The sequence below is a fragment of the Acidobacteriota bacterium genome (genome assembly GCA_009861545.1).
Taxonomy (GTDB): domain Bacteria; phylum Acidobacteriota; class Vicinamibacteria; order Vicinamibacterales; family UBA8438; genus WTFV01.
Genome location: VXME01000042.1, coordinates 1 through 14098, shown reverse-complemented (window position 1 = coordinate 14098; position 14098 = coordinate 1). Strand labels below are relative to the sequence as shown.

9 protein-coding genes are annotated in these 14098 nt (G+C 70.6%); 5 read left to right on the top strand and 4 right to left on the bottom strand.

Going from position 1 to position 14098, the window contains the following annotated elements; genetic code table 11:
- Positions 1-75: 75 nt before the first annotated feature.
- Positions 76-657: a tetratricopeptide repeat protein gene (locus tag F4X11_06395; protein MYN64643.1), complete on the top strand. Its 582-nt coding sequence runs from the start codon at positions 76-78 to the stop codon at positions 655-657.
- 86 nt (positions 658-743) lie between these two features.
- A complete protein-coding gene (locus tag F4X11_06390; protein ID MYN64642.1) occupies positions 744-1511 on the top strand; it encodes an SDR family NAD(P)-dependent oxidoreductase in 768 nt (255 codons plus the stop codon).
- A gap of 81 nt (positions 1512-1592) precedes the next feature.
- Here the strand turns inward: F4X11_06390 and F4X11_06385 are convergent, their stop codons facing one another.
- Positions 1593-2150, bottom strand: a complete 558-nt coding sequence (locus F4X11_06385; GenBank protein ID MYN64641.1) for a DUF1697 domain-containing protein — start codon at positions 2148-2150, stop codon at positions 1593-1595.
- Positions 2151-2306: 156 nt separating this feature from the next.
- Here F4X11_06385 and F4X11_06380 point away from each other — a divergent pair, with 156 nt between their 5' ends.
- Both F4X11_06380 and F4X11_06375 read left to right on the top strand, forming a co-directional pair.
- Entirely contained in the window at positions 2307-5639 is a 3333-nt protein-coding gene (locus F4X11_06380; GenBank protein ID MYN64640.1) for a CPBP family intramembrane metalloprotease, read from the top strand.
- A 52-nt stretch (positions 5640-5691) separates the two neighbouring features.
- Positions 5692-7854, top strand: a complete 2163-nt coding sequence (locus F4X11_06375; protein MYN64639.1) for a PQQ-binding-like beta-propeller repeat protein — start codon at positions 5692-5694, stop codon at positions 7852-7854.
- A 144-nt stretch (positions 7855-7998) separates the two neighbouring features.
- On the opposite strand, the gene F4X11_06370 is transcribed toward F4X11_06375, so the two are convergent.
- From F4X11_06370 to F4X11_06360, 3 genes are all read right to left on the bottom strand, one after another.
- Positions 7999-10803 (bottom strand): TonB-dependent receptor, encoded by a 2805-nt coding sequence (locus tag F4X11_06370; GenBank protein MYN64638.1) that lies wholly within the window; start codon positions 10801-10803, stop codon positions 7999-8001.
- 123 nt (positions 10804-10926) lie between these two features.
- Positions 10927-11358 carry a DUF86 domain-containing protein gene (locus F4X11_06365; GenBank protein ID MYN64637.1) on the bottom strand — a complete coding sequence of 144 codons (432 nt, stop codon included), beginning with the start codon at positions 11356-11358 and terminating at the stop codon, positions 10927-10929.
- Positions 11270-11968 (bottom strand): nucleotidyltransferase domain-containing protein, encoded by a 699-nt coding sequence (locus tag F4X11_06360; protein MYN64636.1) that lies wholly within the window; start codon positions 11966-11968, stop codon positions 11270-11272. Before F4X11_06360 ends, F4X11_06365 begins: the two co-directional genes overlap by 89 nt.
- Before the next feature lie 45 nt (positions 11969-12013).
- On the opposite strand from F4X11_06360, the gene F4X11_06355 reads away from it, so the two are divergent.
- Complete coding sequence (locus F4X11_06355) at positions 12014-13315, top strand: hypothetical protein (protein ID MYN64635.1); 1302 nt, start codon at positions 12014-12016, stop codon at positions 13313-13315.
- Positions 13316-14098 lie beyond the last annotated feature (783 nt).

Sequence of the window (14098 nt, the reverse complement as noted above, 5' to 3'; positions counted from 1 at the left end):
CCTGTTTCCCCTGCCTACCGTGGACGAATGACTACGGTCGGAGGTCGCAATCGAGCCTGCCACTAGACTTCCCGGATGCCTTCAGCCGCTGACGCGTTGACGCTCATCCGGCAAGCCTGGGCTCTCCGTCGTGACAAGCTGGCCGCACCGCCCGCCGCGGAGGCCGATGCCCGAGCCGTCGCGGGGAAAGTGCGTGGGTATCTGGTCGAGGCGATCGCCATCTGCCGCGCGGCCGGCGCCGACCGGGAGCTGGTCGTGGCGCTCGGAAAGCTCGGCCACGTCGAGCAGGACGCCGGGCGCCACGACGCCGCACGTGCCTGCTTCGAGGAAGCGGTCACGGTGGCGCGGGCCGTCGCCGATCCGCTCCGGCTGGCCCATGCCGTGCGGCATCTCGGAGACGTGCATCGGCACGCCCGGCGCTTGACCGAGGCCGAGGCGTGCTACGAGGAAGCACTGTCCCTCTATGGCAGTCACGTGACGGGCGCCGCGAAGCTGGATCACGCCAATGCGTTGCGGCCGATGGCGATCCTCAAGGAGGAGCTGGGGCAGGTCGAGGAGGCCCGGATACTGTGGGAGCGGGCTCGAGACCTGTACAGCGCCGTCGGGGTCGAGGCCGGCGTGGCCGAATGCGCGGACCGTCTGGCCCGGCTGGACTGACGAAACGGGTCCATCGAGTCGTGTGCCGAGCCTTGCGTGCCAGCGCGTAGAATGCAGCAGCGATCGGCTCTACTAGTGAGAGAAGCATGCGACGAGTTGCGGTGGTCACCGGCGCGTCGAGCGGGATCGGGCGGGCGTTGGCCCTCGAGCTGGCCCGCGACGGATACAACCTCGGACTGACCGCCCGCCGCCTGGATCGGCTGGAGAGCCTGGCCGCCGCGATTCGCGCGACCGGCGCCCGCGCCGAATGCGTGGCGGCCGACGCCGCACAGCGCCACGAGGTCCACGAGGCGATGCGGACGCTGGCCGAGCGGCTGGGCCCCATCTACCTGCTCGTGGTCAACGCGGGCATCGCACTCGGCACGGAGGCGCTGGAGCCCGACGCGGACGCGCTCGAAGCCGAGTTCGGCGTGAACGTCTTCGGCGCGTTCTACGCCATCGAGGCGGTCATTCCGTCGATGCGGGAGCGCAGGGCCGGCCACGTCGTCGCCATCTCGAGTCTCGCCGGATACCGCGGACTCCCCGGCGCGGCAGGTTACTGCGCGACCAAGGCGGCGCTCACCCGCCTGATCGAGGGCATGCGGCCGGACTGGGCGCTGGCCGGCATCCGGGCCACGCTCGTCCATCCCGGCTACGTGCGCTCGGAGATGACGGACCGCAACCGCTTCCGCATGCCGTTCCTGATGGAGACCGAGCGCGCGGCCGCACTCATGGCCCGGGCCATCCGGCGCAAGAAGCAGGTCTGCGAGTTCCCGTGGCGGATGTCCGTCCTCGTGCGCTACCTCGTACGGCACCTGCCGGACTGGTTGCTGGTGACGAGGGCACGCGCCGACAAGCAGCGCGCACGGTTGTAGTCCTTCGCCGCGGCCGGGACGTAGCTGCGGCTGCGACTCGCCGCGGCCGGGACCTGTCGCGGCTGACCCGGCAGGTCCGGCCTACAGCGCTTCCAGAAGCTCCCGCAGCCTGAAGACCGTCCGGTGGTTGCGGACGGTGACGTGCTGGTAGACGGGGGCCGCGGCCACCTTCATCCACGTCGTCCGGGTCTGGTGCCGCTTCGAGATGGACCAGAAGATCACGCCCGGTCCGGCGGTGACCGTTTCGATGTCCTCCTTCGGGAGGGGCAGTTGCGCGATGACCCGTTGCGGCGTGACGCCGCGGAGGGTGAACGCCGCGTTGTGCTTCCGGTCGTCGTCGCTGCCCCAACCGTCCGGGGCGGCCGCCACCGCGGCCCGGTAGCGCGCGCGGGCGAGGACGACGGCCCGCACCGGGTTCGAGAGCCGCTCGGAAAGCGCCGCCTCGATCGCGCCGGTCAGCGTCGCCACGCGCGATTCTTCCGAGCGGAACAGCACGTTGCCGCTCTGGATGTACGTGCGAACGCTGTCGAACCCGAGATCCGCGAAGCAGCGGACCAGGTCGTCCTTGCCGATGACGTTCTGCCCGCCGACGTTGAGGCCGCGCATCAGCGCGATAAAGCACTGTGTGTCCTGTGGCATGGATGTGCTCTACACTGACGGGAATAGCGAGGAAACTCAAACGGCGCTTCCCGCCCGGTGGGTCGCCGAGCCGGAAGACGCAGGCGAACGAGCAGGGCGCCGGCAGCCCCGAACTCGATTGCCTCGCGCAGCGATCGCTTCCCCATGGAGTAGGCCATGTTCCGGAAACCGGTTTTCTGGGCGGCGTTCGCCGCATTCGCCGTCGCGTGCGCCGCGTTCGCGGTAACCAACTTCCCGCGCGCGTTCTCCATCGTCGAGCTCGACCTGGAGATGGACCGGGCCACGGCCTTGTCCGAGGCGCGGCGGCTCGCCGGCGAGCTCGACTGGGGACCGTCGGACTTCCGGCAGGCGGCCAGCTTCCGGGTGGACGACCGGGTGCGCAGCTTCGTCGAGCTCGAAGGGGGTGGACCCGATGCGTTCGCCGGGCTGCTCGCCGACGGGCCGTTCCAACCCTACCAGTGGGTCGTCCGGCACTTCCGCGGGGGCGAGGTGCGCGAGGCGGAGGTGCGCTTCCGTCCCGACGGCACGCCTTACGGCTTCCGCGAGCGGCTGTCGGAGGACGAGCCGGGCCCCGCGCTGGACCCCGACGCGGCCCGCGCCATCGCGGAGGATGGGATCGGTGTCCCGTGGAACGTCACGCTCGATCTCTACGCGCCGGTGGAGGCATCACAGGAAGAGCATCCGGGCGGGCGGGTCGACCACACGTTCGTCTACGAGCGGACGGACGTACAGGCCGGGGAGGGCCGCTTCCGCCTGCGCCTGGTCGTCAGCGGCGACCGGCTGAGCGAGCTGACGCACCTGCTGCAGGTTCCCGAGGCCTTCGACCGCCGCTTCGAGCGGATGCGCTCGGCCAACGAGGGCATCACCATCGCCGGCAGCTTCGCGATGCTCCTCGTCTACGGCGTCGGCGGCCTCGGCGTCGGGCTGTTCGTGCTGCTCCGGCAGCGGCGGGTGCTGTGGCGCATGCCGCTCGTGTGGGGCGCGTCGATTGCCTTCGCGCAGTTGCTGTCGGGGTTGAACCAGTGGCCGCTGCTGTGGATGGGCTACGACACGGCGACATCCGAAACCAGCTTCGCGATCCAGCAGGTGACCACGCAGATCGCCGCGTTCCTGGCGTTCACCGGTGTCTTCACGCTCTCGTTCATGGCCGCCGAGAGCCTGTCGCGGCGCGCGTTCCCCGAGCACCTGCAGTTCTGGCGCGTCTGGTCGCGCGAGGGCGCCCGCTCGTGGACGGTGCTGGGCCATACCGTGGCCGGCTACCTGATCGTCGGCATCGACCTGGCGTTTCTCGTCACCTTCTACTGGCTCACCATCGGCTACCTCGGCTGGTGGTCGCCGTCCGACGCGCTGGTCAACCCCGATTCGCTCGCCACGGTGCTGCCGTGGCTCAGCCCGCTCGCCATCTCGCTGCAGGCGGGATTCTGGGAGGAGTGCCTGTTCCGGGCGGTCCCGCTGGCCGGCGCCGCCCTCATCGGTGACCGGTTCGGCAACCGCCGGGCCTGGATCGCGGGGGCGTTCGTCCTGCAGATCGTCATCTTCGGGGCCGGCCACGCGGCCTACCCGACGCAGCCGTCCTACGCGCGGCTCATCGAGCTGATCGTGCCGTCGACCATCTTCGGGCTGCTGTACCTGCGTTTCGGACTGCTGCCGGCCATCGTCATGCACTTCGCGTTCGACGCGGTGCTGTTCGGCATCCCGCTGTTCGTCTCGTCGGCGCCGGGCGCGTGGGTGGATCAGTCGATCTTCGGGCTGATCTTCCTGATCCCGTTGTGGGTGGTCGGCAGCGCCCGCTATCGCGGCGGCGGATGGATCGAGGCGCCCGCGGCGCTGCGAAACCAGGCGTGGAGCCCGCCCGCGGAGGAGGCGCCCGTGGAGCCGGCGGCCCCGCCGGTGCGCGAGGCGGCCGGGTTGCCGGGCCTGCCGGCGGTCGCGGCGATCGGTATCGTGGGGCTCGGGCTCTGGGCCTATGCCGCGGCTACGCCGAGCGAGTCGCCGCCGCTGGAGGTGGGCCGGGCCGAGGCCGTGGCCGCCGCCCGCGAAGTGCTCGCGGCGCGGGGCGTCGATCCCGATGCGTGGACCGAGTCGAGCCGGGTGGCGAGCGGCCTCGGGCTGCAGCACCGCTTCGTCTGGACCGAGGCGGGAGAGGAACGCTACCGCGCGCTGCTCGACGAGTACGTGGGCAGGCCGGGCTGGCGTGTGCGTTACGCCCGCTTCGAGGGCGACGTGGCGGCGCGCGCCGAGGAGCACATCGTGTGGGTCGGCCCCGACGGGGAACCGGGTCGCCGGGAGCACCGGCTCGCGGAGGACACGGCGGGCGCCGCGCTGTCGGAAGACGAGGCGCGCACGTTGGCGCGGGAGGCGCTCGCCGGAATGGGCGCCGTTGCGGATCTGTCCGAGGTATCGGCGGAGGAGTCGCGGCGGCCCGCCCGCGTCGACTGGACGTTCACCTTCCGTGACGAGGCCGTCGGCGACCTCGCCGGCGGTGAGGCTCGCGTGGCGGTGGAGATTGCCGGCGACGAGGTGGCCGACACGCGGCGCTACGTCTTCCTGCCCGAGGAGTGGCGCCGGGCCGACGAGCAGCGGCGGACGACGCTGTCGATCGCCGGTGTCGCCTCCGCCGTCGTGCTGGGCGTGCTGCTGGTGGCGGGCGCGGTGCTGGCCGTGGTCCGCTGGACGCGCGGGGCCTTCGACATCAGAGTCGGGCTGGCCGTGGCGGGCATCGGGTTGTCCGCCGCGGTCGTCACCATGGCGAACAACTGGCCGCTGCTCATGAGCGGCCTGTCCACGGCCCAACCGCTGCCGCTGCAGGTCGGGATCGCTCTGGTGGGCGGTCTCATCGGCGGTGGCCTCGGCGCCGCCCTGTTCGGATTGCTGGCCGGGCATACCGCCGCGGCCGCGAGCGGCGCGGCGGCGAGCGACCGCCAGCCGGCGGCCCTGACCGGTTTGGCCCTCGGGCTGGGGGCTCTCGGCGTGCTCGCCGTGGCCGGAAGCATGCTCGACCGCGGCGTGCCGCCGTGGTCCGCATACGGTCCCGCCTCCGCGCTGGCTCCCTGGCTGGGCGCCGCGGTCGCGCCGCTGCAACGATATTTCACCTTGGCCGTGCTGACGCTGCTGATCGTCACCGCGGCGAACACGCTGACCGCGCACTGGACACGACGGCAAGTGGCCGTCGGGGCCGCCCTGGTGCTGGTCGGGGCCCTGCTGGCGCCGGGGACGTCGCCGGACGGCCTCTTGTCCTGGGCGGTCCTGGGCCTGCTCAGCGGTGGGCTGCTGCTGGGCGCCTATCTGTTGGTGTTGCGCGACCGACCGGCCGTCGCGGTGCTCGCGACGGCCGCCATGACGGTGCCCGGCATCCTGGAGCGCGGTTTGGACCAGGCCTACGGCGGCGCCCTGTTCGGGGCGGTGCTGGGCGCGGCCGCGGTCTCGTACATCGCCTGGCGCTGGTTTGCGCACCTGACGCCGGCGCGGCAAGTCGAGGTGGAATCATGAGCAGTCTCAGCGTGCGGCTGCCCGAGGCGAGGCGAGATCAGTAGCGGCGACCATGTCTCAGCGGCTACGATGCGTGGAGCAGACGGGGAGGCACTTGATGCAGCGACGACGATTCGGCGGACACGTGAAGAGTGGGGTCCGGGGGATGCTGACCGCGGCGGCGCTGCTGGCGTTGCCGGCGGTTGCGTCGGCGCAGCTCGCCTCGGCGTCGTACACCGCCGCGGAGGCCGAGGCGGGCCGCGCGCTCTACGATCGGGAGTGTGCGGCGTGCCACCTGCCGAACCTGAGGGGCTCGTTCGAGGCGCCGGAGCTGGCCGGCCCGACGTTCCGCGCCGGGTGGGGTGAGCAGCCGGTGGAGGATCTGCTGGAGCTCATCGCGGTGACGATGCCGCCGGAGAGCGCCGGCTCGCTGGCGCCGGAAGAGTATGTGAGCATCGTCGCCTACATCCTGCAGGAGAACGACTTCGCGGCCGGGACCGTGGCGCTGGGCGGGGTGGTGACGGCGCCCCCGGCGGGGCAGACTTCCAGCGGTCAGCCGCTGGCGCGCGCGGCGGCGGCCGGTCTGCCCGGCGGCACGTACACGTTGCATCCCATCGCCGATCGCGCTCCGGTCACCGACGAGATGTTGCGGGACCCGGATCCGGAGGACTGGCTGATCTACCGACGCACCTACGACGGCTGGGGGCACAGTCCGCTGGACCAGATCAATCCCGACAACGTCGGCGGTCTGCAGCTCGCCTGGGTCTGGTCGATGGCCGACGGGCGCAACCAGCCGACGCCGCTGGTCTACGACGGCGTGATGTACCTGGCCAACCCCGGGAACGTGGTGCAGGCGCTCGACGCCGCCACCGGGTCGCTGCTGTGGGAGTACCGCCGGCCGCTGCCCGAGGCGCTGCGCGGGGCGAACAGCCGCAACCTCGCCATCTACGACGACAAGATCTACATGGGGACGCGCGACGCCCACGTGGTGGCGCTCGACGCCCGCACCGGCGAGCTGGTCTGGGAGAGCCGGATGGCCGACTACAACGACGGCTACTCGAACTCCAGCGGCCCGATCGTCGCCGGCGGGCGGGTCGTCAACGGCATCAACGGCTGCTCGCGGTTCATGCCCGACAGTTGCTTCATCACCGCGCACGACGCGGAGACCGGCGAGGAGCTGTGGCGCCGCCTGACGATCGCCGCGCCGGGCGAGCCGGGGGGCGATTCGTGGGGAGACCTGCCGCTGGCGCTGCGCGGCGGGGGCGACTCGTGGATTCCCGGCAGCTACGATCCCGAGCTGGACCTGTTCTACTGGCCCGTCGCGCAGGCCAAGCCGTGGGTGCCGGTCAGCCGCGGACTGACGGTCTACGATCCGGCGCTCTACACGAACTCGACCCTGGCCCTGGAGCCTGCCGACGGCTCGATCCGCTGGTACCGGCAGCACGTGCCGGGCGAGGCGCTCGACCTCGACGAGGGGTTCGAGCAGGTGCTCGTCGACAGCGACGGGCGCAAGGCGCTGCTCACCATCGGCAAGCACGGCATCCTGTGGAAGCTCGACCGGGAGACTGGCGAGCACCTCGGGCACGTGGAGACCGTCTTCCAGAACGTGTTCGAGAGCATCGACCCGGAGACCGGCGTGGTGACCTACCGGCAGGACATCGCCGACATGGGCATCGGCGACTGGGTCTCGGTCTGCCCGAGCACCGCCGGGGGCCACAACTGGCACGCGTCGGGCTACAGCCCCCAGACGCGCTCGCTGATCATCCCGCTGAGCCAGAGCTGCCTGGAGATCGCCGGCCGCGAGGTGGCGCTGGAGATCGGCTCGGGCGGTTCGCAGGCGGACCGGACCTGGTTCGAGATGCCGGGCACCGACGGCAACCTGGGCAAGCTGGCCGCCTACGACGTCGACACGCTGGAGGAGCGCTGGAGCATCGAGCAGCGCGCCGCGTTCATGACCGCGGTGCTGACCACCGGCGGCGGACTGGCGTTCGCCGGCGACGTCGACCGCTACTTCCGGGCCCACGACGCGGCCACCGGCGAGGTGCTCTGGGAGACGCGGCTGGGGACGTCCGTGCAGGGATTCCCGGTCAGCTACGGCGTCGACGGCGCGCAGTACATCGCGGTGTCGACCGGGCTGGGCGGGGGCAGTCCGCGCCGCGTCCCGGCGCTGCTGAGCCCCGACATCGTGCACCCGGACACCGGAAACGCGCTGTACGTGTTCAAGTTGGGCCGGTAGCTCTTCAATCGCCGCCCTTTGACTCCGGTTTCCGCTCAACCGGATCTGTCCCGGAGTCTGCGCCGTCCCGCGACGCAGACTCCGGGCGGAGAATCAGGCACCGGCCGGGATCTCGCCGGCCGGCATGCGCGCGGCCCGCCGGACTCACCCACCCCAGCCGTAGCCGATACGCACGTAGTAGTAGGCGCCGCTGTAGCCCCACGGCGTGTACTCGCTGTACCGCTCGCCGACGGACATCGCGATCGCCGATACCTGGGAGTAGACGTCGAAGACGTTCCGGCCGCCGACGGCCAGCGTCGCTCCCTCGCCGAGGGGGAAGCCGACTTCCAGGTCGACGATGGGCCGGCCGGCGAAGAAGCCCTGGGCAAGGCCGCCCGAGGGCGCGAAGATCTCGCCGTACCCGCTGTCGTAGTCGTACCAGCCGCTGTAGTAGCTGACGCGGCCGAGCAGGCTGGCCGGTCCGAGGCGTTGCGTGACGCCGACGTTCCCGCGGGTGCGGGGCAGCGCGTAGGCGTACTCCGCGAGCCGCCGGCCGTCGAGCAGTCCCCTGGCGTTGTCGGCGACCCGGGTATCGGTGTGGTTGAAGGCGGCGCTGACGATGGTGTTCCCGCGTAGCGCGAGCGGCGTGTAGGTGGTGACGACATCGACGCCCCGCGAGGAGGTGGCGAAGGCGTTGGTGAAGAAGCGGAAGTTCCTGACGCTCTCCGCCGCGTCGAACCCCCCGGCCACCAGGTCCGCGACCTCCGCGTCGGTCAGGTAGAAGTTGCTCGTGATCCCGATCCGGTCGGACACGTCGATGTGGAAGTAGTCGGCCGTCAGCGTGAACGAGCCGGTGTCGAACACCACGCCGGCCGTGTAGTTGACCGACTGCTCCGGCCCCAGCGGCAGGCCGCCGCGGAGCCGCGCGGCGGGCGAGATCGACGGAATGACGGCGTTGTTGACCAGGTCGCCGACGGTCGGGTCGAACCAGCTCGAGATGTTGAACCCGTTCTGCTGGCCGGGGGTCGGCGCGCGAAATCCGGTGCTCACGCTGCCCCGCACGAAGCCGAGCCGGCCCGAGACCTTGCCGTTCGTCGTGGTCCCGAAGTCCTCGAAGTTCTCGACGCGGAGCGCGCCGCCCAGCGTCCACGCGTCGCCCGGGTCGGTCACTTCCAGATCGCCGTAGGCGGCGACGTTGTAGCGGCTCCAGGCGCCCGCGTGCAGCGGGCCGTAGCCGAAGAAGCCGTTGGCGCCGGCCATGAAGCGCTGCCGCGCGTAGGGGCCGACCAGCCAGCCCTCCCGGTCGCCCTCAAGCGTCCGGAACTGCTCGTCCCGCCACTCGGCGCCGGCGGCCAGGTTGATCCGGTCCGTGACGGCGTACGAAGCGTCGAAGTGGAGATTGAGCTCCCGCTGCCGGTTCGCGCCGACGTCGAACGCGGTGGGAGAGGCGGGGCCCAGCGAGCCGTTGACGGTGTCGCGGATGAACAGGTCGCTGCCGTGCAGGCCGACCGAGCCGCTCACGTCCCAGTCGAAGCCGCCGGTGGTGGCGCCCCGCACGCCGCCCGCAAGCGACGCGTCGAGCGCCGTGCCGCCCATCTGCGGCGTGAAGCCGCCCGGGAACATCTCCTGGAACGAGAAGCAGTTCGGGTCGTCGAACACCCTCTGCAGCGCCGCCGGGTCGGGCACATGGCCGGTGACGGTCACGGTCGGACAGTCGGCCGAGCCCCTGCCGTTGGCGGCGAGCACGTCGCCGATCAGCAGCGTGCGCCCGCCGTCGTTGCTGAACACGCCGAGCCGGGTGTTCGGGTTCCGGAAGAAGAAGCCCTGGGTCACCTTCTTGCGGGCGAAGTTCGTGTGGCCGTAGAGCTGCACGCCGGCGGGCAGCGCGTAGCCGAAGTTGCCGAACAGCATCAGGTCGTCGTCGATGTCCGGATCGCCCCAGACCTGCGGATGCTCGGAGCGGACGTGCGTGTTGCCGGCGGCAACGAGCGCAATCGCGTCCCGCCGAGTCGCGGCCCGGTCGGTGGGGTTCGCGTTGCCGTACTCCAGGCTCAGGTTGGCGAACCCGTCCGCTCCGATCGGCAGGCCGACATTGCCGGCGAACCGGGCCGATTCGCCGTCGCCGGCGCCGTACATCCCCGTGTTGAGCTCGACGGACCCGCCCGAGCGGGCCTCCTTGAGCTGGAAGTTCATCACGCCGGCGATGGCGTCGGAGCCGTACTGCGCGGCGGCGCCGTCCCGCAGCACCTCGACCTGCCGCAGCGCGATGGCGGGGATCACCGATATGTCGGGGCCCTGCGAACCGTAGGCGACGCCGTTGCCGCCGTGCCATTCGAGGACCGACGAACGGTGCCGGCGCTTGCCGTTGACGAGCACCAGGACATGGTCCGGCGCCAGGTTGCGGAGCATGGCGGGGCGGACCACCGTCGACGCTCCCTGGATCGGCTGCGTATTCGTATTGAACGACGGGACGATGGCGCGGAGCTGCTCCTTCAGGTCTCCGGTTCCCTGCCTGAGGAGGTCGGTGGCGGTCAGAACATCCACCGGGACCGCCGACGCGGTGACGCTCCGGGCCTCGGCGCGGGAGCCGACCACGACCGTCTCCTCCCGGAAGCCGGCGAGCAGGGTCTGCATCTCGGCGGGTGACAATCCCAGGGCCTCGATTTCGGCGGGCGCCATCCCGAGAGCGCGGCCCAACGTCTCGATCTGCGCGTCTGTCTCCTCCGCCGTCTGCGCGTGCGCGTCGCTCTCCCGGGTCGCCGCGCGTGCATCGGAGGCGGGTGCGGTCCACACGGGCAGGAGCATGGCCAGAGCCAGCAGCCCGTGATGAAGCGCCACGCGGCACCGAGAGGGGCGAGGCGCCCGCGTGGCAGGGCGCGATGAGGGAGCATATTGGGCATGGCCTGTCCGAGTCCGTGTCATCGGGCCGGCACTAAGCCATCTTCGGTCTCGATATTCGGGCGTACACATTCCAACTTCAATGTACCAGACACCGGCGCCGGAAGAGCAGCTTCGAGTTCGGCATCAGCGCGACTGGCCGACGGCGGGACGGTCTTCGGCGGCTGGGTGACCGGCGGTTCGCCGGTGTGGCGGTCAGGCCTCGTCGGGGTCGAGCTTGCCGAGCGCCCAGAGCCGGAACGCGTCGAGTACGTCGAGGTCGTCGCGGATCGCCCGGTAAGCGATTTCGTGGTCGATGGTCAGGTAGTCGTGCACGAGCACGTTTCGGAATCCGGCCCACTCTCGGAGGCGTCTTGCCAAGTCGGGCTCCAGCTCACCCGCCTCTTCCAGGGAGGTGAAGGAGTCGCGATAGGTGTCCGGCGTCCGCAGGCGCGCGTCCGAGATCCAGTGATTGGCGATGTCGATTGTCGCTTCCATCGCCAGATGCAGGTAGCGTGCGGCGAGGTCGTGGATCGTCGGGTCGGCGAGGTAGTCGGCCTCACTGGCTTCGCCGAGGCTGCGCAGCCGCTGCAGATAGTCTTCCAGGGCGCCGAGCCGCTTCGCGAAGATCCTGGTGTCGACCATCATGGCGTGCCCGTTCCTCCTTGAGCCGGCGTATCAGCAGGCGGGTCTGCTCGCGGAACCAGGGTTCCATATCCAGATACTCGCGGAGCGTGCTCCGTACGAAGCGCACCCGCTCCGCGTCGGAGCATGCGTACAGCAGGACGCCGTCCCGCACGACCCGGTGTCGCAATAGCGGGGGTGCGTGATTAAGGATCACCAAGTCGATCAGGTCGCTACGGACGGTCCGGCCGAGGACGCCAATCACGCGGAAGTAGGAGTCCTTGAGCGCCCCCGGTCCGGCGGCACAGGCGTCGTCGACGAGAACCGCGACGTCGATGTCGCTTTCCGCACGCGCCGTGCCCCTGACCCGGCTCCCGAACAGCCAGGCGAGCCGGACGGTCGGTTCCATGCTCATCCCGCGCGCGAGGTCGTCGCCGATGCGGCGGATCGCGTCGTCGCGCACCCCTTCGAGATCGGTCATCCCGTGTCCAATGTACCAGACACCGACGCCGAAAGAACGTTTGGCGTTCCGGCGCCGGCTGGTCCACAATAGACGGCCAGCAGTCTGCACCGCATGGACCCCGCCGACGCGGACGGCGTTGTCCGGGAGTTCGCGGCGAGACATCATGTTCATGCTCTGGAAGTAAACGACGCACGCTCGGCTCTGGAGGCCTCCAAGATGTCACTCACAACCGGTTGCCGACTCGGTCTTGCCACGGTCCTGGTCCTCGCGCTCGGCGTCCTCGCCGCGCCGTCGACCGTTGCCGCCCAGGACGATGCGCGGATCACGTTCACGAAGGATGTCGCGCCGATCCTGCAGCGCTCCTGCCAGGAGTGCCACCGCACCGGCTCCATCGCCCCGATGTCGCTCCTCACCTACGAGGAGTCGCGGCCCTGGGCGCGTTCGATCCGCGAGAAGGTCGTCACCCGTGCGATGCCGCCGTGGTACATCGACCGCAACATCGGCGTCCAGGGCTTCAAGTACGACTACTCGCTGAGCGACGACGAGATCGCCACGGTCGCCGCCTGGGTCGACGCCGGCGCGCCGCGGGGCAACCCCGCCGACCTGCCGCCGCCGCGCGAGTTCCGCGACATCGCCGAGTGGAAGATCGGCGAGCCGGACTGGGTGGTCGAGATTCCCGAGCCGTTCGTCGTCGCGGCCGAGGCGCCCAACTGGTGGGGCAACCTCGAGTCCGAGTCGGGCCTGACCGAGGACCGCTGGATCAAGGCGGTCGAGACCAAGCCGTCGATCGAGGGCTTCCCGGTGGTGCATCACGCGGTCACCGGCATGGTGAACGAGGACACCGAGGACACCAGCGGCATCGGCGAGTTCCTCAACGAGTACGCCCTCGGCAAGAACGGCGACATCTTCCCGGACGGCACCGGCCGGCTGATCAAGGCCAACTCGAAAATCCGCTTCAACATGCACTACGCCGCCATCGGCGTGGAGACGACCGACCGCACGCGGGTCGGCCTGCAGTTCTACCCGCGGGGGGTCGTGCCGGAGCGGAAGCTCATCTCGGCCCACGTCGGCGACGACGAGGATCTCGACATCCCGGCCGGGGCGTCGAACGTGCGGCACGACGGCTACTACCGCCTGAAGGAGAACTCCCGCATCACGGCGTTCCAGGCGCACCTGCACAACCTCGGCAAGCGGCAGTGCCTCGAGGCCATCTACCCGGACAACAGCAAGGAGATCCTGAGCTGCGCCGACTGGGACTTCGGCTGGCACATCGTCTACAACTACGAGGACCACGTGGCGCCGCTGCTCCCGCGGGACACGATCCTGCACGTGACGAGCTGGCACGACAACTCCGAGGCGAACCGCTGGAACGACGATCCGACCAACTGGGCCGGCTTCGGACAGCGGTCGAGCGACGAGATGAGCTTCGCGTGGGTGAGTTGGTACGAGCTCGACGACGAGGCGTTCGAGAGTGAAGTGGCGGAGCGCGAGGCGCTGTCCGCCAACAACGACAACTAGGACCAGGGCCTGTGCGGCCCTGCGCGCGCATTCGGGCGAAGCCTTCGCGGTCGTGGATCGCGGAGGCTTCGTGCCGTTGCGGCGGTCGAGAGAGGTCGCGGGAAGAGCATCATGAGGGGTCAGATTCGCATCGTTCGTGCAGTGGCCGCGGCCGTCCTGCTGGCGGCGGCGATCGGTTCGCCGGCGTCCGCCCAGGAGCGCTGGAACCGGGGCCAGAACGTGCAGCCGGTCTTCGAGGGCTGGGAGCGGAACGACGACGGGTCGTTCACCATGGTCTTCGGCTACCTGAACCGCAACTACCAGGAGCAGCCGAGCATCCCGGTCGGGCCGAACAACTTCTTCGAGCCGGGGCCGGCCGACCGCGGCCAGCCGACCCACTTCTACAACCGCCGGCAGCAGTTCGTCTTCACGGTCCGCGTGCCGGCCGACTGGGGCCGGGAGCAGGATCTGGTCTGGAGCGTGACCCACAACGGCCGCACCGACTACGCGTACGGCCACCTCTGGCCGGTCTGGGAGATCGACGCCGGCGTGCGCCGCCTGAACCGCGGCACCGGCACCGCGCAGGGCTACGCCGACAACCAGCGGCCGTTCATCCGTCTGGATGGCGGGGACGAACTGGAGGTGACGCTGCCGGACACGATCGAGATCGCGGTCGTCGCCGGCGCCGCCGGCATCCCCCCCCCCCCCCCGCGCCGCGCCGCGCCCCCGCCCCCCCCCCGGCCGCCACCGCCGGCGGCGGTAGACCCGCGCCACGCCCCCCCGCACCGCCCCCAGTTTAAAATA

Bases quoted from the DNA above. Each gene is read 5' to 3' on its own strand.
- F4X11_06395 (MYN64643.1), top strand. From the start codon at position 76: ATGCCTTCAGCCGCTGACGCGTTGACGCTCATCCGGCAAGCCTGGGCT.
- F4X11_06390 (MYN64642.1), top strand. From the start codon at position 744: ATGCGACGAGTTGCGGTGGTCACCGGCGCGTCGAGCGGGATCGGGCGG.
- F4X11_06385 (MYN64641.1), bottom strand. From the start codon at position 2,150: ATGCCACAGGACACACAGTGCTTTATCGCGCTGATGCGCGGCCTCAAC.
- F4X11_06380 (MYN64640.1), top strand. From the start codon at position 2,307: ATGTTCCGGAAACCGGTTTTCTGGGCGGCGTTCGCCGCATTCGCCGTC.
- F4X11_06375 (MYN64639.1), top strand. From the start codon at position 5,692: ATGTCTCAGCGGCTACGATGCGTGGAGCAGACGGGGAGGCACTTGATG.
- F4X11_06370 (MYN64638.1), bottom strand. From the start codon at position 10,803: ATGTGTACGCCCGAATATCGAGACCGAAGATGGCTTAGTGCCGGCCCG.
- F4X11_06365 (MYN64637.1), bottom strand. From the start codon at position 11,358: ATGATGGTCGACACCAGGATCTTCGCGAAGCGGCTCGGCGCCCTGGAA.
- F4X11_06360 (MYN64636.1), bottom strand. From the start codon at position 11,968: ATGAACATGATGTCTCGCCGCGAACTCCCGGACAACGCCGTCCGCGTC.
- F4X11_06355 (MYN64635.1), top strand. From the start codon at position 12,014: ATGTCACTCACAACCGGTTGCCGACTCGGTCTTGCCACGGTCCTGGTC.